The sequence below is a fragment of the Bacillus sp. 1735sda2 genome (assembly GCF_024159245.1).
Taxonomy (GTDB): domain Bacteria; phylum Bacillota; class Bacilli; order Bacillales; family Bacillaceae; genus Bacillus; species Bacillus pumilus_O.
Map to the genome: position 1 here is coordinate 3,484,840 of NZ_JAMYWZ010000001.1, position 21,479 is coordinate 3,506,318.

Here is a 21,479-nt window from a genome sequence, read left to right on the forward strand (position 1 = left end):
ATTTATAACCTCCTTTGATGTTTTAATTCGTTGTTAATTTTGCACCAGGGTAATAGAATGACAAAATACTTGAGTATGAGCTTCCTGACTCAGCTCTCATTTTCGCTCCATATTGACTCATTCCAACTCCATGTCCATATCCTTTTCCTGTGATAGTGAAATCATTGGTGTTGTTCTTGACTGAAGCGTATGTGCTTTTTAAATTAGTGGCACCAAGTATTGATCTAAATTCAGTCATTTTAAAACTAAGTGTTGCTGATTTATTCATACTGTAGGAACCTGTTTTATTTTTTAAGTGATAGCTAACTTTCAAAGAGGCTGTTTTTGCTCTCTGCCCTTTTGTTTTCCCAGAAAAGGTGACACTAGAAATATTAGCAATCTTAATATCTGAAGCTGATGTTTCTTTATTTTTTAGAATCCAGTTCTTCAAGCCATTCAACTGACTTGCATTTGTTTCTGCTGTCTTACTCCACCAAGATGCTGGAGATGACGCACTAAGTGATGTACTCAATTGAGTTTTTGATAGTTTAAGTGTCCAAGCATTCTTTGGATCTTTTGTATCTGCTTTTGCGACTAGGTAAGGAAATGCACTTGACCACACTTCTTCACTAGCCTCGGTGTAGCCCCCATTACTAGAATAATAGGTTGCAGAAATCAATTGATTATTATATTTTAGTACCTTGCCTTTTGTAGCATCTACAGCTTTTGTAGAGTTTGTAGACCAGTTATAACCGCCATATACTTGGAACGCTGTTGTATCTGGCACAACCTTCCCTATACTGCTTACAGAATATGTACGTGCTGCAACAGCCTGTGCTTTCAATGCCTCAACATGCCAGCTTGCTGGCATTTCATTCGGCACAACCCCTTTAAGATAATCTTCAAAAGGGATGTTTTCATTTGTTGGTCGAATATAGCCTGATTCTACAGCAAAATTCATGTTCCCCAAGTATGCTTTCCCAGCAACTCGAATGACATTTGTAGTTGAATATTTCTCTGGAACAACTCTTACTGAAGATCCAAATGTCTTAATGCCTTTGATTGAAATTTTTCCGTTAGAAACATTCAATTGATAATCCTTATTATTCTTCAAATAAAATTCTTTTGATAATTTAGATTGTAGACTTGCTGAAATGGATTTTACTCCACCAGACAATTGGAACGAGTACGTCCCCTGTTTTTTGACAACTGATGTCACTGGTGATGTTAAACTATTTTCTTTTACAAGTACCATAGGGCTGTTGTTCTTTGCTGCTAAAAGTGAAAATGTAATTGCATCTGTGAAAATAGAACCGTTTGCTAAATATAGCTTATTAGCATTCATGTTTAACCCAGTTACAATATTTGCAGAGACCTCATATCTATTAGCTCCACCTATTCTTTTCACAGTGGACGTTTTTTTAATTTGAGATTCAACTTTTTTGCTAACACTCTTTTCTCCACCAATAATCACAACTTTTTTCGGGAGTTTGTAAGTGGGTAAACTGTCTTTCTTCGTTAACAGAATAGGGTAGCCGTTTCTTGCAGCATATGGAGTTACTGAAGCACTGTCAGTAAAAATGCTTCCTGTTGCCACTATAGCTTCACTATAGTTCCCCATCTCTTTTGCAATGTTTTGTGAAACAGCATAACGTGATTTACCACTGATTCTTTTGATCTTTCCGTATTTCTTTAATGCTTTCTCAGTTGCTGAAGAAACACTTGTTGTTCCACCGATAATGAGAATATTATCAGGATTCATTTTTTTAATTTGCTTTTCAGTGGTCTTTGTTAATTGTTCAGCATTCGTATATAAAATAGGTGCATTCAGTTTATAAGCTAATGGTGTAGCGGAAATAGCATCTGCAAATGCGTCACGATTTACAATGACAATGGTAGATGGATTTTTCCAACCTGCTGAAGCGATACTATTGGCTACCTCATAACGGTTCTTACCATCATATCGAGCGACGGAAGATACATTTGTACCAGTTACTTTGTATAAGCCGGATGATGATATGTTAAAGTTGTTTTTATTCCCAACATAGTTTGATAATTTAACAGAAATTGAGCTTGCCGCTGCTGCATCATTTGGCATAAATACAAGCAAAAGTAAGATGAACGTTGTAAATGTTAGACTTAATTTTTTCAATTTGATGATCCCACCGACTCTCTATTGTACTTTTTTGATTTCTTGAATTTCCTTTTGACCACTGTCATTAATAAAGTAAGAGATTTCTACTTTATCTCCTGGATTGAATTCATTTAACACATCTTTAAAATTATCCGTAAATTCATAGTTTAAGGTCGTATTCACTTTTTTCACTTCGACTGTATGTGCATCAGCCATACCAATAAATTCAGCTTTTTCTTCCAGCACCTGAGGAGTTGAACTGCTTGTCTTGTTTTCTCCCGAGGACTGCTCAGCCGTTCCACATGCAGTGAGCACGATACCAAGTAGTAGTATTAAGAACGGTAAAACGACGATTTTCTTCATTTTTTTCACCTCATGTCTTTGTATCGTCTTATAACTTAATATTTTAAGGTAAATTTAAGGTTTTTTGAAACCTTTTTTTTGTTACAACGTCTATATCTAGGTTCAGAGTAAAAAAATAACTTGTTTATCAAGATTCGTAAACCTATAATCATGGAAGAATCATAGAAAAGGTGAGGGACATTATGAGAGCTGAAAGAAAACGAAAGAAGAAAAAGGTTCTTTGGATTATTTTATCGATTATTGGCTTATTCGTATTAGCAACTGGCGGATATGCATATCATCTTTGGAATACAGCAGCATCAACCGTGGCAGGCATTCAGGAGAATTTAAAGAAGTCAGATAAGCGTGACAAAGATGTCGATTTAAATAAGAAAGACCCGATTTCTATTTTAGTCATGGGCGTTGATGAAAGAAAAAATGACCGAGGCCGTGCGGATACATTAATATACATGACCGTTAACCCAAAAACCAAAACGACTGAGATGGTGAGTATCCCACGTGATACGTATACGAAAATTGTCGGAAAAGGCACAATGGATAAAATCAACCACTCCTATGCATTCGGCGGCACACAAATGGCAGCTGATACTGTAGAGGAATTGCTTGATGTACCTGTTGATTACTTCGTGAAAGTCAATATGGAAAGCTTTAAGGATGTTGTCGATACACTTGGCGGCATTACAGTGAACAGCACATTTGCTTTCAGCTATGATGGCCACTCATTTGGCACAGGAGAAATTAATTTAAATGGCGATCAAGCCCTTGCCTACACAAGAATGAGAAAGCAAGATCCAAAGGGTGACTTCGGACGTCAACAAAGGCAGCGCCAAGTCATTGAAGGGATCATTGCTAAAGGGGCAAACATCTCATCTATTACAAAGTTCGGCGATATGTTCAAAGTCGTGGAAAACAATATGAAGACCAACATGTCATTTGATGATATGTGGACGATGATGAATGACTACCGTGACGCAAGACAGCATGTGAAGCAGCACGAGCTGAAAGGAACGGGAGCTCGCATCAATAATATCTATTATTATCAGCTTGATGATAGCAGTCTGGCTAAAGTGAAGAAGGAATTGAAGGACAGTTTGGAGCAGTAAAAAAGAAGACAAAGGGCTAAAATCAAGATCATTTTAGCCCTTTGTCAACAATCTGAAAAGACTACATAACTGTAGTCTTCTTTTTTATGATTTGAATGGGACAGGTTTTTCTTCACTTAATCCAAATCGATGAAGAAGCTCTTGGACAATTCGTTTCGATGCTTGTCCGTCACCATAAGGATTAGACGCCTTCGACATGCTGTCATATTCCTTCTGATCTACTAGCAGCTCTTTTGCCATCTTGTAAATGGTCTCTTCATCCGTACCTGCAAGCTTAAGTGTACCAGCTTTCACGCCTTCTGGACGTTCTGTTGTATCACGGAGCACTAATACTGGCTTCCCTAGAGAAGGTGCCTCTTCTTGTACACCGCCAGAATCCGTTAAAATAAAATGTGAAGCGGCAGCAAAGTTATGGAAATCAACGACTTCAAGCGGTTCAATTAAGTGTACACGGTCTAGACCGCTAAATTCTGTCTGAGCCGCATCACGTACGGCAGGGTTTAAATGAACAGGATAAACAACCTGAACATCTTCAAATTCTTCTACAACACGTCTAATAGCTCTAAACATGTTTTTCATTGGCTGGCCGAGATTCTCTCTGCGATGTGCCGTTAACAAGACCATTTTATCCGTTCCTATTCTTTCTAAAATAGGGTGCTGATAATGCTCAGTAACTGTTGTTTGCAGGGCGTCAATTGCTGTATTACCTGTCACAAAAATGGTCTCTTCTTTTTTATTTTCAATTAAAAGATTCTGCTTCGCTTCCTCTGTAGGAGAGAAATGAATATCGGCAATAGTACCTGTCATTTGACGATTCAATTCCTCTGGGAACGGCGAATATTTATTGTGTGTTCTCAATCCTGCTTCGACGTGACCGACTGAAATTTGGTGATAAAATGCTGCCAAGCTTCCTGCAAAGGTCGTTGTTGTATCCCCATGGACCAGGACAATATCAGGTTTTTCTTCTTGGAATAATTGATCTAGCTTTAACAGTGCATTTGATGTAATTTCAGATAATGTCTGGCGCTGTTTCATGATGTTTAAATCATGATCTGGCGTAATTGAAAAAGCCTCAAGAACTTGATCAAGCATTTCTCTGTGTTGGGCTGTCACAGTAACAATTGAATTTATCTGTGGATGTTTATTTAATTCAAGGACAAGTGGTGCCATTTTGATCGCTTCAGGTCTAGTACCGAAAATAGTCATTACATTTAGTTTTTTCACTTTTATGCCTCTTTTCATCAATACATATTGTTTTTATTGTACTAAAGATCTCTTCGAATGATAAACTAACCATTCTAAAATTAATAAAATTTTCACAGAACTGACTGTTTATATTTACTTTTTTCTATTAAAATTACTTTAAACATCATAAAATTATTTGCTTACTTTTAAAAGTAAGGTAGAATTTAGTGGTATTCTCTTAATTTTCACATCAGTATTTAAGGACGGTGCAAAATACATTGAAAAAAGTACGGAAAGCCATTATACCAGCTGCAGGTCTCGGGACACGTTTCCTCCCTGCAACAAAAGCCATGCCTAAAGAGATGCTCCCAATCGTTGATAAACCAACCATTCAATATATTATTGAAGAAGCTGTTGAATCAGGAATCGAAGACATTATTATCGTCACTGGAAAAGGAAAAAGAGCAATTGAAGATCATTTTGATTTTGCTCCAGAACTTGAGCGTAACCTAGAGGAAAAAGGGAAAAAGGAGCTGTTAGAAAAAGTAAGGAAATCTTCTAACATTGCTGATATCCACTACATTCGTCAAAAAGAACCAAAAGGTCTTGGTCATGCTGTTTGGTGTGCAAGAAACTTTATCGGTGATGAGCCTTTTGCTGTTTTATTAGGTGATGACATTGTTCAAGCCGAAACACCTGGGCTCCGCCAGCTGATGGATGAATACGAAAAAACTCTATCATCTGTCATTGGTGTTCAGCAAGTAGCAGATCACGATACGCATCGCTACGGGATTATCGATCCTCTTACACAAGAAGGACGCCGTTACCAAGTGAAAAACTTTGTTGAAAAGCCGCCGCAAGGAACAGCACCATCGAATCTAGCCATTTTAGGACGCTACATTTTCACGCCAGAGATCTTCATGTACCTCGAACAGCAAGAGATTGGTGCAGGTGGGGAAATTCAGCTGACAGATGCCATCCAGAAGCTGAATGACATCCAGCGAGTATTCGCCTATGATTTTGAAGGAAAACGATACGATGTCGGTGAGAAGCAAGGCTTCATCGAGACAACGCTTGAATTTGCCCTTCAAGATGAGGATCTGAAAAAGAAACTCATTCCATTTATGAAACAGCTTCTCGAAAAAGAAGAAGTGAATTAAAAAAAGCTGCCGAAATCGGCAGCTTTTTATTTGATCACTGAGATCGTCAGTGTATGCTGTTCATTATCAATGATAAACAAGTTCTTTTCGCCCTTCACTGCGAATTTCGTTTGTTTCTCATTCAACCAAACGTTCTGTTCTGTGAGACCAAGTGTAGATGGCGAGATTGGCATGACCTCACGGAATACCAACGTATTCGCCTGTCCATTTTCAATCACATAATCGGTTTTCTCAGTGGTCAGCCGCTCAATAGTAGCACCTTGTTCACTTTTGATCGAGCTCAGCGTTTGCATTTTTTGCTTCAACACAGATTCTTCTTTTCCAAGGAAAGAAAGTAAATACTCATACGAGCCAGCAGATGCGGGCGATACATACGAGTTGAACTGTCCAGGTCCAATGGATAAAGCCTTTAATTCCTCAGCATGTTGAAGCCCATCAGGTTTGACAAAATACGTCTCTGATGCTGTTTTGATTTGAACGGTTTGTTTATTTTCAGCGACTGCTTGTACCTCTTGACCAAATGGCAAAGTGACATCTGCCTTCTTTTTCATAGCTTGATCTTTGTACACCGTAAGTGGATCTGCTGTAACAATCGTCTGTTGATCCACCTTTTTCATATCAGGAGCCCCCTTCGTTAGCGGGTTCTTTGATTGAGGTGCTTCTGTCTTATTAGACGGAATTGCACCAAACGTGGCCAGTGTACGAAGCGGCCGATCTGAAAACATCGATAAGGCAAGTAAAATGGTTAAAACAGCTATTATCGTCACTTGAAAGGCTGGCCCAAAAAATGAACGTCGTTTCCCACTTTCTTTATAACGAGTCACTTTTTCCATCTTTTGTACGCCTTTTCTACCTTCTTTGTGTTCCATTTGGTATTTTTGTTTCTCTTTTTTGGAAAGCTTGTTAAACCAGTCAACAAACTCCTTATACTCTTTTACAACTTTCTTCGTATCATCAAACATACGAAGCTCACCATAATGCATCCAAGCGACTCGATCACAGATTTTTTGAATTTGACTAATGGAATGGCTGACAAAAAAGATTGTCTTCCCTTGTTCTTTGAATTCTGTGATACGATCCACGCATTTTTGATAGAAGGTTTGGTCACCAACAGACAACGCTTCATCAATAATCAAGATATCTGGATCGATATGCGCTGAAATGGCGAAGCCAAGACGTGATTTCATCCCGCTTGAATAGCTCTTCACGGGTTGATCAATAAAATCACCGATATCCGCAAACTCTACGATTTTTTCATAAAGCTCATCTATCTCTTTATTCGTTAGCCCCATCATCAAGCACTTAAGACGAATGTTGTCTTTCCCGCTCAACTGATTGTTCAGCCCTGCCGCAATGGCAATTAACGAAGGCTGGCCATCCATATCAATTTCACCACTTGTGGGTGGAATAATTTTTGCTAGAAGGTTTGACATTGTCGATTTTCCAGATCCGTTGATCCCTACAAAACCAATTGTCTCACCTTCATATACATCAAAGGATACATCACGAACAGCAAAGAAACCTTTTTCATTTTTATTGGGTAAAAACAGTCCTTTGATCTTGTCCGACTGCTTTTTATATAAGACATATTGCTTGGATACGTTTCGAAACGAAACCTTTAGTTTCATCGTATAATCTCCTTACTTTTTAAAGAAAATCGACAAATTTATCCCTAAATTTCATATGAAGCAATGAACCGACTGTTAAAAGAAGTAGCGTGATCAGCCAAAAATAAAGCGTATATTTCACATCATGGAAGAACCATTCTCCCTTTAACAAGCTATTTCTAAAACCATCAATAATGTAGAAAAGAGGATTCAATTTTAGTATATCCCCGATCCATCCTTTGTCTCCAGTGAGCTTCTCTGAGATATTCCAAAAAATCGGCAGCAAAAAGAAAAGCAAACGTGTCACGGATTGTAAAAGAAATTGATAGTCCCTCACGAGTACGCTAATCGTGGAATTAAACAAACTAAACGAAAACATAAACGCGATCATACAAATAAGATAGTATATATATTGCAGCCAGTGCGCATCAGGGTATATGCCATAGGAAATCAGCACAATCAGATAGACTCCCATCATGACAAAGTAACTGAACAAGTTGGACATAATCACTACAGACGGCAGCGCACTAATCGGAAAGTTCATTTTCGATACCATATTAATGCGTTTAAACACACTGTTTGATCCATCAAGAATCGTTGGACTAATGAAGAACCAAGGGATTAATCCCGCAAGCATCCAAATGATAAAAGGAACTTCCATTCCCCCAATAACAATGGGCTGTCCTCCGCGGATTCCCAGACCAAAAACAAACCAGTAAGCCAGCATTTGAATCAATGGATTTAAAAACTGCCATAAAACACCTAAATAATTCATCTGATATTTTGATTTAGTTTCATAAACAGCAAGCCGCATAATCAGCGGAAATGAGCTAATTTGCTCCTTTAGTATCGTCAACATTGCGTTCATTCGAATCTTCCTTAGATATAAGTTTTTGGAATTACTTTTTTTAAAAGCACCGCTCATAATTGTAACAGATGTTGAGAAATATTTCACTTGTCGCCAAAATGGGTATAGTCAAGAAATTAAAAAAGGAGGCAGTTACTGCCCCCTAGCTAGATTCATCTCTTGAGCTTTGACAATAAACGAGTTAAGAAAGTCGAACTTTTTAAAGAAATATTTCCTTTATCCGTTTCGTAAAACTCTATCTGAAAAGTCTCTAATCTATACATTTGATTTAATTTTTCTGTAAATAAACTTTTTCTCATTCTAAAATGACGCTCCTGAGAACAATAAAATAAATCATATATTTTAAAACTTTCAAAAAAATGTTCCCACTTAATCTTGAACTCCGTGCTTGAGACCCTTTCCATGAAGATCTTTTCTTGTGTTATTCGATTCTTCAAATAAAATGCATCTGATTCTATGATTGGCTGTTCTGTTAATATAAAAATACCAACTTCATTTAAAATCAACTGTTCTATCTTCAGATCAATATTCTCAATAGATAACTTTCCGTTACTTGTGTAAAATAGGTTGAAATTTGAATCTTTAAGGTTATTGAGTTTGTTACTAGACATTTTGTTAGAGATTCTGAATTTATCTTCCTTATTATCTATTTTTACAATAATGTAAATATCGTAAGTTGCAACTTGATTAAAATCTTTCAATGAAAGTGCTGCGTTTAATTTACCTGTATGATCTAAAAACGCACTAATTACAGTCTTTTCGGTTAATTTATGCCTAGATTCAAATGAAATATAAACACTTGCGCCATCGAATGACTTTGGAATATCTATACCTTTGAATATGACCTTTCCATCTTCAATGCCTATTTTGTTTATTTTTATAAATTCTTCTTTTAACACTTTTATCTCAAATAATTCATCTGGTATGTTAAGTGTTTTATTTCTAAAAAAGGGAAGAGACCAGTAGAATTTCCCATTATCTTTTATTACGTTTCCTTTTGGATTTCCAGCCAAATAATAAATCAATTCTTCATGCAAATCATTCAAAATAAAGTAAATATAAAGGTTACTTGTAATCCCCAAATCATTATTAAAAATATGGTCAACTTTTTGTAAAATAGGCTTAATTTCTTTATAAAAAACATGTCTAAATTTTTTGTCTAATACGATATTTTTAATAGGAAAGAATAATCGTTCAATATTTCTTTTTAAAAACTCATTTTCAAGCTCCTTATCTCCATAAGCTTCAAAATAGTTTATTTGATATGCAAGAGATTCTATTCGATCTTGGAAATTACGCAAATCTCCGTTTAGTTGGGTTATTGATTTCTGAGTTGCTTCTTCTCCTCTTTTTCTCCAAAGATACACAACATCTGTGATAATAGCTATCTTATTTGCATATAGGAATGCCTTATGAACCATCGGCCGATCAGCATATAGCATACCTGGGGGCATAAAACATTGGTGTTCAAAGATCAAATCTCTACGGAAAATTTTATTCCAATAGAAACCATCATAAAAAATGTCAGGGTAATCCTTCACATGTTCAATTAATCTGTTTGATTGCCATACTTCTCTCTCTTTTTTATAGATAATTTCTTTTTGAACACCATTTATTAATATATTAGGCCTGCCTATTACAATATCTGCTTCACTTCTTTTGGCTTCTAAATATAACTTTTCATACGCATCTAGTGGCAATATATCGTCTGAATCCATCAAAGTTATGAATTCCCCAGTTGCATATTTTAATCCATGATTTCCTGCATTGGCTCCACCACTATTTTTTTGATGAATTACCGTTATATTAGGGTATTTCTTTTCATATTCATTTAAAATTTCCCCACTATTATCGGGACTTTCATCATTCACTGCGATAATCTGCAAGTCAGGCATCGATTGATTGACTAGTGAGTCAAGACACTCCTTCAAATAGTTTTCTGTATTATAAACCAACACTACTACACTTAGTTTATACTGGCTCATTCGATAGCTCACCCACTTCATTCGTCATTCTATTATTGTCTTGAACATGATAATCCTCTAAAACAATTTTAATAATGGTACAAATTTGCTTTACTTCATCAGAGGTTAATTCAGAATACATTGGTAATGCCAAAATACGATCACTCACATATACTGCTACTGGTGTTTCATTTGAATTAAATGAGTAACATCCAAAATCATTACATAGTGGATAGAAATATTTTCTAGTAAATAAGTTGTATTCTTTTAATACTTCATTTAAGTAGTCTCTCATATTTAAATTTTCTAATAAAATTGGAAAATAAGAATAGTTATGCTGGACATTTCTATTAATTCGAACTAAGTTAATTCCTGGTATTTCAGAAAGATGTTTTTCATAAAGATGATAAACTTCTTTTCTCTTTAAGATATCTTGATCAATTTCTTTAAGATTAACCAAACCCATAGCAGCTTGAAATTCATTCATTTTTGCATTAATCCCAATGTAATCAACTGTTTCACTAGAAGTAATACCAAAATTCTTTAAAGCTTTGAGTAGTTTAGTTAAGTCTTTTCGTTTATAACACAGTACTCCACCTTCTATAGAATGGAAAACTTTTGTGGCATGCATACTAAACATAGAAACATCACCATATTCTCCAATATAGTTTCCATCCACCTTTACTCCGAATGCATGTGCAGCATCATAAATAAGAGGTATCCCATAATCTCTTGAGATTCTATCTAATTCAACTACATCACAAGGATTCCCAAACACATGTACCGCAACAATTGCTCTTGTTTTTTCTGTAATGAGCTGTTCAATTTGTTTAACATCAATGTTAAATGTATTTGATTCAATATCACAAAAAACTGGTCGGAAACCAGTATTTTTTATTGCGTGAATCGTAGAAGCAAAAGTAAAAGGAGTAGTAATAATTTCCCCTTTTACTTCTAATGTTTTCAGGGCTAGTTCTAAAGCTAAATGACCATTAGTGAATAGTTCAACTTCTGAAGCTCCTAAGTAATCTTTAAGATTAGTTTTAAATTCTTCATGTAAAGGACCGTCATTTGTTAACCAGTTATTCTCCCAAATATCTTTTATTTTATCAGTATACTCCTCAAATTTAGGAAGCTTTGGTTTTGTAACATGTATTGGTTTTGGAAATTTAAGTTGTTCTCCCATCTAACTTCTCCAATCAATTAAAGATTCTATTGAATCTACATCAAATACTGGAATGCCAGCAGCTTTAATTTGATCTCTTTCACTAAAAGAATCATCAATAAATATAGACGGTGTTTGGTTATCTATATATTTTGATTTTATATCTTCTTTTTCTAAATGAATGATACGATTAAAAAGGTTCGCATTAATTCGAAGTTTTTCTAGAGTTTCTTTGATATTATGAATATGCTTTGTAATTAAAATAATTTCTTTATTACTATTGAAGCATTGATATAAAAATAACATTAAAAGTGGATTAACTTTGTCTTTATACGTTATCGTATCATCAAAATCTACATACACTCTTTGATAAGAGTAAGCAATAGTAAAACGGTTGATTAGTGCTCGATCTACCTCGAGATTCACACCGTTATCTTCTATTTTTATATTAAAATCCATCCGGTCATATAAACTAAGTAATGGGAAATTAACACCTTTATTACGATATAGAGCCATGGTTCCTGCAATACGTGGAGCCACTTCTAACAATTTGTAATCTCCGTTCACATCTTCTTTAATTTGAAAAAACCACGCTCCTCTAAATTGAAGATGTTTGTTAATCTCATCAGCAATTTGTTTTGTCTGCTCATCCATTTGCAACGTAGCGGAATTCACGCTTATACCACTCTTAATTCGTTTTCTTTCTCGTCTGCCAGCGTATTTAAGTTCTCCATTTTTATTCGTAAAGCAATCTATCGTGTATTCTTTACCTGGAAGATATTCTAGTATTAATAAATCAGAATTGTTATTTTTATAGAATTCTAACTCTTTTTTATCTCTTGCAAGAGCTATTCCTTTTGATCCTTGTCCAACATCAGGCTTTAAAAAGACAGGGAAAAATTCAACTTCCTCTATTGTTTTGTACATTTTTGGTACAAAAGGCTGCTTTTTAAAAAATTCATATGTTTTCTTTTTAGATCTAGCAACCTCACATGTCAATTGATCAGATGTTACAACTATTGCATTTATGCGTTTTTGATTTTGTGCTAATTTCAACACAACACTATCATGAGCTGGTATAATAAAATCAATTTTATTTTCATCTATTAAATGATTCAATTTGTCAATAAAGTCTTCATCATGTATTTCCGGGACATTCTCTATATAATTTTTATATACATATTTACCATGGTCAGAGACACTGGAAGCACCTATCAGCTCAAAATCCTTAGAAAACTTAAGTGAATTGTGAATTTCTAAACCAATCTCTGAACCACATGGGAACACTAATACATTTTTCATTGTTACCTCCAATTATTGATTTCCAAACACAGTTTCGCTAACTAATTTGGCTGAATCTCCCTTTTCAAGATCGCAGTATTTTTGGTAAAATTCATTATATTTTTCGCTGTATTCGTCTTTAATGTGATGAATATTTCTTATAGCATCGAACAACTGTTGCTGATCCTCTAACACAGGACCAGGTAATTCCTTGTACATATCTAAGTAAAAACCTCTAATTTCTTCTTTATAAAGTTGATAATCATATGCATAGAACAAAATTGGCTTTTTACTATTTGCATATTCAAAAAATACAGAAGAATAATCAGTAATCAAAATATCCGAAATTAAATACAACTCTTGAATATCATCATATTTAGATAAATCAAAAATTGATGAATGTTTACTTGAACTAAGAACTAAATTATCAGAGATTAAATGATGCATACGTAAGATTAGTATATAATCATCACCAAATTCTCTTTGGAACTGTTCTAAATCGAATTTCAATTCAAAAGAATGATTCCAAGATCCGCTCAATTCATTGTCTCTCCATGTTGGTGCATACAATATTACTTGTTTATTTTTTGGGATGTTTAATCTTGTTTTGATCGATTCAATTCTTTCTTGCTTATTATTCTTATAAAAAATATCATTAGATGGATAACCATTTAATAGTATTTCTTTCTCGAATTTAAAAGCCCGCTGGAAGATATCTTTAGAGTATTCGTTTGCTGCTAATAAGTAGTCCCAATTACGAGATTCTAAATAAAAATTTTCTCTAGCCATTTTTTCTGGCCCATCTACTTCTATATCGTATCCCAATCGTTTTAAGGGTGTTCCATGCCATGTCTGGATATACACATTACCTTCCCTCTTTCGATGGACAGGAAAAATAATGTTACTAACCCAGTACTTAGAGAGAGCCAGATACCTATAATAATCTTCTTCTTCTCTATTTACTATAATAGGATTTCCTGGTATCTCAGATTCTCCTTGATAGGACCACACAAACTGATACTCTTTATCATATCCATTTTCTATCAAGTATTCATAAATATATTTGGGATTTCCTGAATAACTCTTCCCTAAAAAGCTCTCAAAGAATACCATTTTTTGATTCAATGGCTGTTGCTCACAAACATTATTAAAAACCGTTTTTCCTCTAGCGATATTGTAAGTTTTCAAATATTGCTCATTATCGGTAAACCAAAATGCCAAACTTTCCTTTCCCATAGTTACATAAACAATGAGTTTATACTTATCTTTGAAGTCATTTTCTAATAAATATCTATCTTCTTCTTTTGAAAAATCAGTATAGCCTGTCATATCTATTAGCTCTTTATAACAAATTCTCCGATTATTATCTCTGATTTGTAAAAACAAATCCCACCTACTATTGAGGTCTAAATCTTGTTTTAATTTATCTATCATAATAATTTGTTTAAAATTATACTTATTCCCTTCATGTGAAAAATTAATTGAGTAACCGAATGATTTTTTATTATCTCTTCTTACAGCTATTAGTTCTAATTGATTTACTTGATAATCATTTGAAAATTGAGTTACTTCACCTTCGATATAGAAATTTGAACCGACACTTTTTAAAGTGTTTATATTCTGTGAAAAACTATTCTTTTTGAAATCGAAAGATAAATAACCATTTTTTGTCTTAAAACTTTTAGCTTTTAAATTCAAATCTTCCGAATATGTTTTAAGACCTTGATTACCCATACTAAAAGGGGTTCTTTTCCTTATATATTTACTGTGTATTCTAAGACTAATATATACATCAAAAGTATCATGTGCACCAAATTCAGCTATATCCTTCAGATTAAAAATAGCTATTCTATTTTTAATTTTACTTTTCAAAAATCTACCAGTATCTCTATTTTTCAGGATAATATACTTGTCAGCAGGAAAAAATCCTAAATTATTAACAGAAAAAAAGAGAGTATTTTCTTTTATTTGAATTTCTACTTTATGTTTATCTATAGTTGACTTAAATATTCTTTTAAATAGTTTTTTAATATCCATATTTAATCATCATAACCCCATCTCATTTGCATTTCCCATCATTAAAAAAGTAAAATTCCCCATCCAAACTGCTGAATAGGGCTGCTAAATGATATATTAATTTAATTTCCCATAATTTTTTTGATAGTATTTTTTATATTCATCATCTAAAATATTATTAAGCCATTCAGAGTTATCTAAATACCAATCAATTGTTTTTATAATTCCAGTTTCGAAATGATACTTCGGTTTCCATTGAAGCTCTTTTTCAATCTTCGTTGGATCAATAGCATAACGTCTATCATGACCTTTTCGATCTTTCACAAAGGTGATCAATTCTTTGTTTATGTTTTCATCTACCTCTTCATTTAAATAACCTATAATTTTATTCACAAGACCAATATTTGTTTTTTCATTGTGTCCACCAATATTATACACTTCGCCAAGCTGACCGTTCTTTATAACTAAGTCTACTGCACTGCAATGATCTTCTACAAAGAGCCAATCTCTTACATTCAATCCGTCACCATAAATCGGAATTTGTTTTTTTTCAATACATTGATGTATAACAAGTGGTATTAATTTTTCTGGAAATTGAAATGGCCCATAATTGTTAGAACATCTTGTAATGTTTACTGGAAATTTATACGTATCAAAAAATGACTGAACCAATAAATCTGCTGAGGCTTTACTAGCTGAATATGGACTATGTGGATCTAAAGGTGTCTCTTCTGTAAAATAGCCTTCATTACTTAATGAACCATACACTTCATCTGTAGAAATCTGAATAAACTTTTTTCCTTCAATATATATATCTTCAGCTTTTTGCCAAAACTTTTTAGCTGTGTTCAACAAATTAAGTGTACCAAGTACATTAGTTTCAACAAAAATGCTAGGGTTTTCAATACTTCTATCCACATGAGATTCGGCTGCAAAATTCACTACATAGTCAATTTCATTATTTTCAAAAATTTCATTCAATAAAACCGAGTCATTAATATCACCTTTAATGAACTTGTAATTTTCAAAACCATCATAGTTTATTAAGTTCTCAAGATTTCCTGCATACGTTAATTTATCTAAGTTGATAATTTTAATATCTTTATATGTATCTAACAAAAATGCAATGAAGTTAGATCCTATAAAGCCTGCTCCACCTGTAACGAGGTAAGTTTTCATCATACTCTCCTTCATACTCTTATTTAATAATGACTTCTTTATTCTCAGCTAAATCTAATAAATAACTTCCATATTCAGTTTTTGATAAAGGTAATGCTAAGCGATAAAGTTGTTCTTCGTTTATATACCCTTTGCGGTAAGCAATTTCCTCCAATGATGCAACATAGAGACCTTGTCTATTTTGAACTGCTTCAATATAATTACTTGCTTCGAGTAAACTTTTATGTGTACCAGTATCAAGCCAAGCCATTCCTCGACCCATAATCTCAACCTTTAGTTTGCCTTGTTGTAAATAACACTCATTAATAGAGCTGATTTCAATCTCACCTCTTGCAGAAGGCTTCACACTTTTTGCTATATCAATCACTTTATTGTCATAAAAGTAGAGACCTGGTACAGCATAGTTAGATTTAGGTTGTTTAGGTTTTTCTTCTATACCTAAAACATTACCGCCATTGTCAAAATGTACGACTCCATAATCTTCTGGATTTTTAACATAGTATCCAAAAATAAGCGCACCTGTCCTTAAGTTCACTGCTTTGTTTAATATTTCAGTCAACCCTTGACCATAAAATATATTGTCTCCTAGCACTAGGCATACACTATCTTCACCAATAAATTCTTCTCCAATGATGAATGCATCTGCAAGACCTTTAGGCTCGCTTTGCACCTTATAACTCAAGTGTATCCCCAAGTTTTCTCCAGTTCCCAAAAGACGTTTAAATTGTTCTAAATCACTTGGAGTAGTGATGATAAGAACTTCTTTAATTCCACTAAGCATAAGAACAGATAATGGATAATAAATCATTGGTTTGTCGTATATTGGAACTAGCTGTTTAGAAATACCCTTTGTAATAGGGTATAGCCTTGAGCCTGTACCACCTGCTAAAATTATTCCTTTCAAGATAATCCTCCTATAAAAATTACTTATGAATGTCAAAAGTTCTAGTAAAATAGCTTCTTTTCACTTGAATATAAGCTTTATAATAACATATACCCAATACAAAGTTAACATTATCTTGGAGGATAAATTACAATTTTAAATAATCAAACCAAAAAAGCACTATCAAGGTGGTTTACGTTTTGATTCATTAACCCTTAATAGTGCTTATCATTATTTACTCTTCAAACACATCTTCAACAACCCGCTTCGAAGACTCCCCGCTCTCTAAGTAACAGAATTTCTCATAAAACGGTGCGAATGAAGCTGGCAAAGTAAAGATCGGCTGTTCTGTTTCTCTTACCCAGTCAATGACGCTGGCTGTTTCTTTCACAAGAGGTCCAGGTGCTTCTTGTTCAAAGTCGAAGTAGAAGCCTCTCAGCTTGTCACGATATGTTTCGATGTCTGGCACATAGAATAGCATCGGACGTTTGAGGTTTGCATAATCAAAGAACACAGATGAGTAATCTGTGATGAGCAGATCAGAAATCATATAAAGGTCTCTAATGTCTTCGTAATGAGAGAAGTCATAGGCAAAGCCTTCATATGGTCCTAAATCAAAGTTTTCAGCAACTAAATAGTGCATGCGCAGAATAATGATATATTCATCTCCAAGTGCAGCTCTCATCTCATGCAAATCAAGATCTAAATCAAATTTGTACTGCCCTTTTTTATAAAATTGATCGTCTCTCCATGTCGGAGCATATAAGATCAATTTTTTATCAAGTGGCAGGTTCATCTTTTGTTTGAGTGCTCTCATCGTTTCTTCATTGTTTTGATTATGAAGGAAGTCATTTCTCGGATATCCTGACTCAATCATGGTCTTTTGAAATTGGAAGGCACGTGTAAAGATTTCAGTCGAGTAAGCGTTGGGAGATATGAGGTAGTCCCAATTCGATGCTTCTTTCGTGAAATTCTTTTTGTATTTCTTCGTGTTTGTTCCAGGCATATGCACCTCGTCCATATCCATCGCCAGTCGTTTTAACGGTGTACCGTGCCATGTCTGCAAGTATGTTGTATGCTCTGGTTTTGGAACCCATAGAGGTAAACGGCTGTTGACGACCCAATATTCGGCTCTTGCCATTGCAAAAATCCATTTCAATGACAGACGATTGATATAGTAGATGCCCTTTTCCTTAAACGGTGCTTCATGCCCTTTTTTCACGCTCCAGATCAACGTATATTCTGGATGATTTTCTTTCATATACTCATAGATCCCACGCGGGTTACAACTAAATTGTTTTCCATTAAAACTTTCAAAAACAACAGTTTTCTTTTTCACAGACAGCTTGCTCGCAAGCTGAAAGGTCGTTTTGAAGGTACTTGTCACAAGACGGTTACGGACTTTCTTTATTTTACCGATTTGCTTTTTGAACTTCTTCCACTTGCTTTTGACGTAGTACTTCACACGAGTCTTCATTGTATAATCATTGATTCGAATGCCTAGCGTTTGTCGTCTCTTTTTCTTTCGATACACCTCATATCGAATTGGGACATTATTCTGCTTTTGTATTTGGACGAGTCCCTTTAGTTGAATAGATCGATCTCCAAACACAAGAGATGGTGTTGTTAAAGTCTCTTCTGTTCCATTAACTTCACATATAAATTCTAAATACATTCTATAGATATATCTCTTATCTGTAGAATAAGTTAATCCTCCTAAAGGAACTTCAACGTTGAATGGATATATTTCCGGGATCTCCCCATCCGTTCTATAACCATCCACATCACTTTTTCGCTGATAGTTTACGGGGAACCGATGCTCCACTTCGCCCCTTTTAAACAGAATTTGAATGTTTTTGATTCGATAAGAGTGCTCAGCACTTATGACACCACAATATCCACTTATAGTAAGGAGATTGGTCTCATTAAGTGATATCTGATTCGTTTTCTTGACCTTCATTTCTCTCTTGATCTTAATAGAAGCATTACCTTTATCCGTACGATATGGTACAGCAAGGAGCATTGCACTTTTATTTTCTATGAAACAGAGTTCAGGCATCTCCACATCTAGCCTTAGACGACACTTATAATACTGGTTGTTTTCACTTGTGAATTGGTCTTCTTCCTCCTCCAATTCAACCTCTTCGTCATCACCCTCAGAATCATATGAAGAGTCTTCGGTTTCATCTTCATTCTCACTACTATCAGTCAGCATCTCAGAAAAATCCGTCACATATAAGTTGTACGTTTGCCCTTGTTCCATTTTATTCGAGAAAGAATCTTCATGAAGCTCTATTTGAAATTGATTTTCCACTAGATGTTTAAGAGGAAGGTATACTTCCTGCTTTGAGACCTTTTCTCTCATGAGTAAATAAAATAATCGACCTTCTAATGGCCTATCATCATCTATCCTCAACAAAATTTCTATTTTTTGATCGTGGTTCTTTAAACACTCAACGATACTTTTCTTCTGAACGGCTTCTTCAATCATTAATCATTTATCTCCTCTGTTCATAGAAATCTAAAGTTTATTGTCGTACTTATAACACGATATATGATAATTAAAAGTTTCTATTCATTATTTATTCACCTTCCAAGAATAATTCCCTTTAATTGTCTTATAAGAAACACCGTCAACTTTTGATACATCTTTTTCATTGAGCAGATGCTCGGCAATTGGTAAACGCTTAATGTTTTCATTGTATTCTGCGTCTCTCATTCTAATATAGAAATCAACATATTTCGTTTTGTTCCGTTTCAATGCAGCTTGTATGGATGCATGTCCAATTGGAAAGGAGACCTTTAAATTTTCGATTTTTTTAGAGAATAACTCGGCATGGTTATGCCGATCATAACCGACAAGTTCTAATATAACCTTTTTTCGTTTTTCAATAGCACCTTCTATGTGCAAATCCAAGGAAAGAATATGATGTTCAACATCAATTTCCACTAATTTAAAATGAATAGACTTCATCATTTTTTGAATTTGGTCTCTTTTTTCTCGCACTTCTATCATTTTATGAAGTGCCGTTGTCCAGTTTTCATAATAGTTGGGAATTGAATATACCTCTGCAGTCTCCTGACAATTTTCTGAAAAAATCTGATACTGTTCATCATTTTTCAACAATTCAATGATTTTGTTAGCTAACTGTTTCACTTCATACTGCTCAACAACAAATCCATTAAACTGATTTTTCACAAGCGTGCTAGCACCATAATCGTAATTATAGGTAATCACAGGGCAATTGTTAACGATTGATTCCATGATTGACAATGGGCAGCCTTCAAAAATAGAGGTAGAAAGGGACATTCTAGCTGTTCTAAATTCAGCATCAGGATTTTGAGTGAATCCTTTCAAGAAGACATTATTCCCCAAGTCTAATCTTTTAATTTCTTGTTTTAGTTGCTTTTCTTGAGGTCCTGAACCAAAGATTTCAAGCCTTGCATTCGGTACTTCCTTTATCACAAATTCAAACGAACGTATGGCATCTATGACATTTTTTATTTTGGTCAATCTCGCCATCATCAGTACCTTATTCGGATCAGCAGTATAGTGATCTTGTACTTGATGCGACGAACGATCTAATGTATGTGGTGTTAAAAAGAATATATTTTGATGACCAAATTGTTTCACTACGTCTGTTTTTTGCTCTTCAGTGATAAAAAAGACGGCATCTACTTTTTGTTTTCTTACTTGAGTAAATAATTCATTATAATCAGAACGTAATTCCGTCTTTTCTCTTTCATAGTGTTTACTGTGAATGATTGCTGAGAAATAAGATGAACTCCTTTTTTTCAATTGGAACACATACTTATCCTGCTTCCGGCTATCAACTAAAAAGAGCTTTTTCCGATCATTTTTATACTGAATAGTTGTAAGCCACTCTTGTCTTAATTCTTTTTCATTTTTAAAGGTTTTTATCCCTTCTTCGGAATACCAAATGATGTCTCTCAATTTACTTTTAGCTTCTTCTTTAAGATCAGCATATCTTTTTTTCATATAAATATGAGTGTTTTCATAAATGAATAGTTCTCGATAGACTTTGCCCGTTTCCTGAGAGAAATAGGAAACTTTATGCAACTGCCCTTGGGAGTTATATTCCTCTCGCTTCTCCAATTGCTGATTTGGATGAAAATAATCAACTATCTCAATTTGATTTGATTTTTCATTTCTAATCATACGAACCGATGGATCTTCATGATCAAATGACCCTTTATTGTTGCCAGCGTGATAAGTTGGCTGATACTGTTCCTTTGGTGAACAATTTGGAATAAGGAAATCTTCATACATATTTTGGATTTTCGTCACGTTAGGATCGACTATTTGCTTGTCAAAGATCCCTTTCACTTTCTGAGAAAATTCTTGATCATATGAAAAGGTTAAAAAATGGGTTGAAATATTCTTTAATCCAAATAAGTTCGCACGTAGTAATAACGACTTCGTCATACCACCATATTTTTCTTTAATTCTTCCAGTAATAAAGTAATACTCCATATCAGGAATTTGCAATTGTTGTTGCGGCTGACTTTGATTATCTTCATGTGTCTTTTTTCTAAGCTTGTTAAACCATGTTTGGATCAAAACACTCAAC

At 34.4% G+C, this 21,479-nt stretch carries 15 protein-coding genes; 2 read left to right on the forward strand and 13 right to left on the reverse strand.

Annotated features, from left to right (window positions below):
• Positions 1–22 precede the first annotated feature (22 nt).
• Together NKR21_RS18320 and NKR21_RS18325 are read right to left on the reverse strand one after the other, a co-directional pair.
• Positions 23–2,131 (reverse strand): SpoIID/LytB domain-containing protein, encoded by a 2,109-nt coding sequence (locus tag NKR21_RS18320; protein ID WP_144455442.1) that lies wholly within the window; start codon positions 2,129–2,131, stop codon positions 23–25.
• 21 nt (positions 2,132–2,152) lie between these two features.
• Complete coding sequence (locus NKR21_RS18325; RefSeq protein ID WP_012011448.1) at positions 2,153–2,476, reverse strand: lipoprotein; 324 nt, start codon at positions 2,474–2,476, stop codon at positions 2,153–2,155.
• Positions 2,477–2,658: 182 nt separating this feature from the next.
• On the opposite strand from NKR21_RS18325, the gene tagU reads away from it, so the two are divergent.
• Positions 2,659–3,579: a polyisoprenyl-teichoic acid--peptidoglycan teichoic acid transferase TagU gene (tagU, locus tag NKR21_RS18330; protein ID WP_144455440.1), complete on the forward strand. Its 921-nt coding sequence runs from the start codon at positions 2,659–2,661 to the stop codon at positions 3,577–3,579.
• Between the two features lie 84 nt (positions 3,580–3,663).
• On the opposite strand, the gene wecB is transcribed toward tagU, so the two are convergent.
• Positions 3,664–4,803: a non-hydrolyzing UDP-N-acetylglucosamine 2-epimerase gene (gene wecB / locus NKR21_RS18335; protein ID WP_012011450.1), complete on the reverse strand. Its 1,140-nt coding sequence runs from the start codon at positions 4,801–4,803 to the stop codon at positions 3,664–3,666.
• A 239-nt stretch (positions 4,804–5,042) separates the two neighbouring features.
• Here wecB and galU point away from each other — a divergent pair, with 239 nt between their 5' ends.
• The gene (gene galU / locus NKR21_RS18340; protein WP_012011451.1) at positions 5,043–5,924 is read left to right on the forward strand and encodes a UTP--glucose-1-phosphate uridylyltransferase GalU; all 882 of its coding nucleotides are present in this window, start codon (positions 5,043–5,045) and stop codon (positions 5,922–5,924) included.
• Positions 5,925–5,950: 26 nt separating this feature from the next.
• Here the strand turns inward: galU and tagH are convergent, their stop codons facing one another.
• The 10 genes from tagH to NKR21_RS18390 form a co-directional block, all read right to left on the reverse strand.
• Positions 5,951–7,552 carry a teichoic acids export ABC transporter ATP-binding subunit TagH gene (gene tagH / locus NKR21_RS18345; RefSeq protein WP_012011452.1) on the reverse strand — a complete coding sequence of 534 codons (1,602 nt, stop codon included), beginning with the start codon at positions 7,550–7,552 and terminating at the stop codon, positions 5,951–5,953.
• A gap of 19 nt (positions 7,553–7,571) precedes the next feature.
• Entirely contained in the window at positions 7,572–8,399 is an 828-nt protein-coding gene (locus NKR21_RS18350; protein ID WP_012011453.1) for an ABC transporter permease, read from the reverse strand.
• 152 nt (positions 8,400–8,551) lie between these two features.
• Positions 8,552–10,384 (reverse strand): glycosyltransferase family 2 protein, encoded by a 1,833-nt coding sequence (locus NKR21_RS18355; RefSeq protein WP_012011454.1) that lies wholly within the window; start codon positions 10,382–10,384, stop codon positions 8,552–8,554.
• A complete protein-coding gene (locus tag NKR21_RS18360) occupies positions 10,371–11,549 on the reverse strand; it encodes a DegT/DnrJ/EryC1/StrS family aminotransferase (RefSeq protein ID WP_144455438.1) in 1,179 nt (392 codons plus the stop codon). The genes NKR21_RS18355 and NKR21_RS18360 overlap by 14 nt, the downstream gene beginning before the upstream one ends.
• Complete coding sequence (locus NKR21_RS18365; protein ID WP_012011456.1) at positions 11,550–12,830, reverse strand: ATP-grasp domain-containing protein; 1,281 nt, start codon at positions 12,828–12,830, stop codon at positions 11,550–11,552.
• 12 nt (positions 12,831–12,842) lie between these two features.
• Complete coding sequence (locus NKR21_RS18370) at positions 12,843–14,846, reverse strand: CDP-glycerol glycerophosphotransferase family protein (RefSeq protein WP_012011457.1); 2,004 nt, start codon at positions 14,844–14,846, stop codon at positions 12,843–12,845.
• A gap of 96 nt (positions 14,847–14,942) precedes the next feature.
• Positions 14,943–16,004 (reverse strand): dTDP-glucose 4,6-dehydratase, encoded by a 1,062-nt coding sequence (rfbB, locus tag NKR21_RS18375; RefSeq protein ID WP_012011458.1) that lies wholly within the window; start codon positions 16,002–16,004, stop codon positions 14,943–14,945.
• 19 nt (positions 16,005–16,023) lie between these two features.
• Entirely contained in the window at positions 16,024–16,908 is an 885-nt protein-coding gene (rfbA, locus tag NKR21_RS18380) for a glucose-1-phosphate thymidylyltransferase RfbA (protein ID WP_012011459.1), read from the reverse strand.
• 214 nt (positions 16,909–17,122) lie between these two features.
• A complete protein-coding gene (locus NKR21_RS18385; protein ID WP_144455436.1) occupies positions 17,123–19,378 on the reverse strand; it encodes a CDP-glycerol glycerophosphotransferase family protein in 2,256 nt (751 codons plus the stop codon).
• A gap of 87 nt (positions 19,379–19,465) precedes the next feature.
• The gene (locus tag NKR21_RS18390; protein ID WP_144455434.1) at positions 19,466–21,469 is read right to left on the reverse strand and encodes a glycosyltransferase; all 2,004 of its coding nucleotides are present in this window, start codon (positions 21,467–21,469) and stop codon (positions 19,466–19,468) included.
• Positions 21,470–21,479: the final 10 nt, after the last annotated feature.